Annotated in this window: 1 pseudogene; it reads right to left on the reverse strand. The window is 79.9% G+C overall.

What is annotated here, in order from left to right:
- Positions 1-61: 61 nt before the first annotated feature.
- Positions 62-473: pseudogene (locus tag E1266_RS38685) on the reverse strand (hypothetical protein); the annotation flags it as partial.

Raw genomic sequence — 473 nt, forward strand, 5'->3', positions numbered from 1 at the left:
GTCGTGGGGTCGCGTCGCCGCGGGGCGTGTCCGCGGCGGCGCCGAGTTGGTCGGGGGTGGGTCAGCCGAAGAGGCCGCCTAGGAGGCCGCCGAGGATTTCGGCGGCGCCGCCGGCGATCTCTCCGGCGACGTCGCCTGCGATGCCGCTGGCGGCGTCGGCGGCTATGTTGCCCGCGATGTTGCCGGCGGCCTGGCCCGCGTAGCCGGCGATCACGTTGCCGAAGGCGTCCACGGGGGCGCCGGCCACGTAACCGGCGACGTTCTGCGCGTATCCGGCCGCTCCGCCCGCCGCGCCGAGGGCCATGCCGCCCGCGACGCCGGCGGCCGCGGCGCCGCCGACCAGACCTGCCGCCGCGGCCGCGCCGCCGTGGCGGCGGTGGCCGTGGTAGCCGGGTGCGCCGTGGTGGACGTGCACGGGCGGCGGTGCGGTCGGGTGGCCGTGGGGCGGCGGCGGATAGGGCGCCGGGCCCGAC

The sequence above is a fragment of the Actinomadura sp. 7K534 genome (genome assembly GCF_004348575.1).
In the GTDB taxonomy this organism is placed as follows: domain Bacteria; phylum Actinomycetota; class Actinomycetes; order Streptosporangiales; family Streptosporangiaceae; genus Spirillospora; species Spirillospora livida.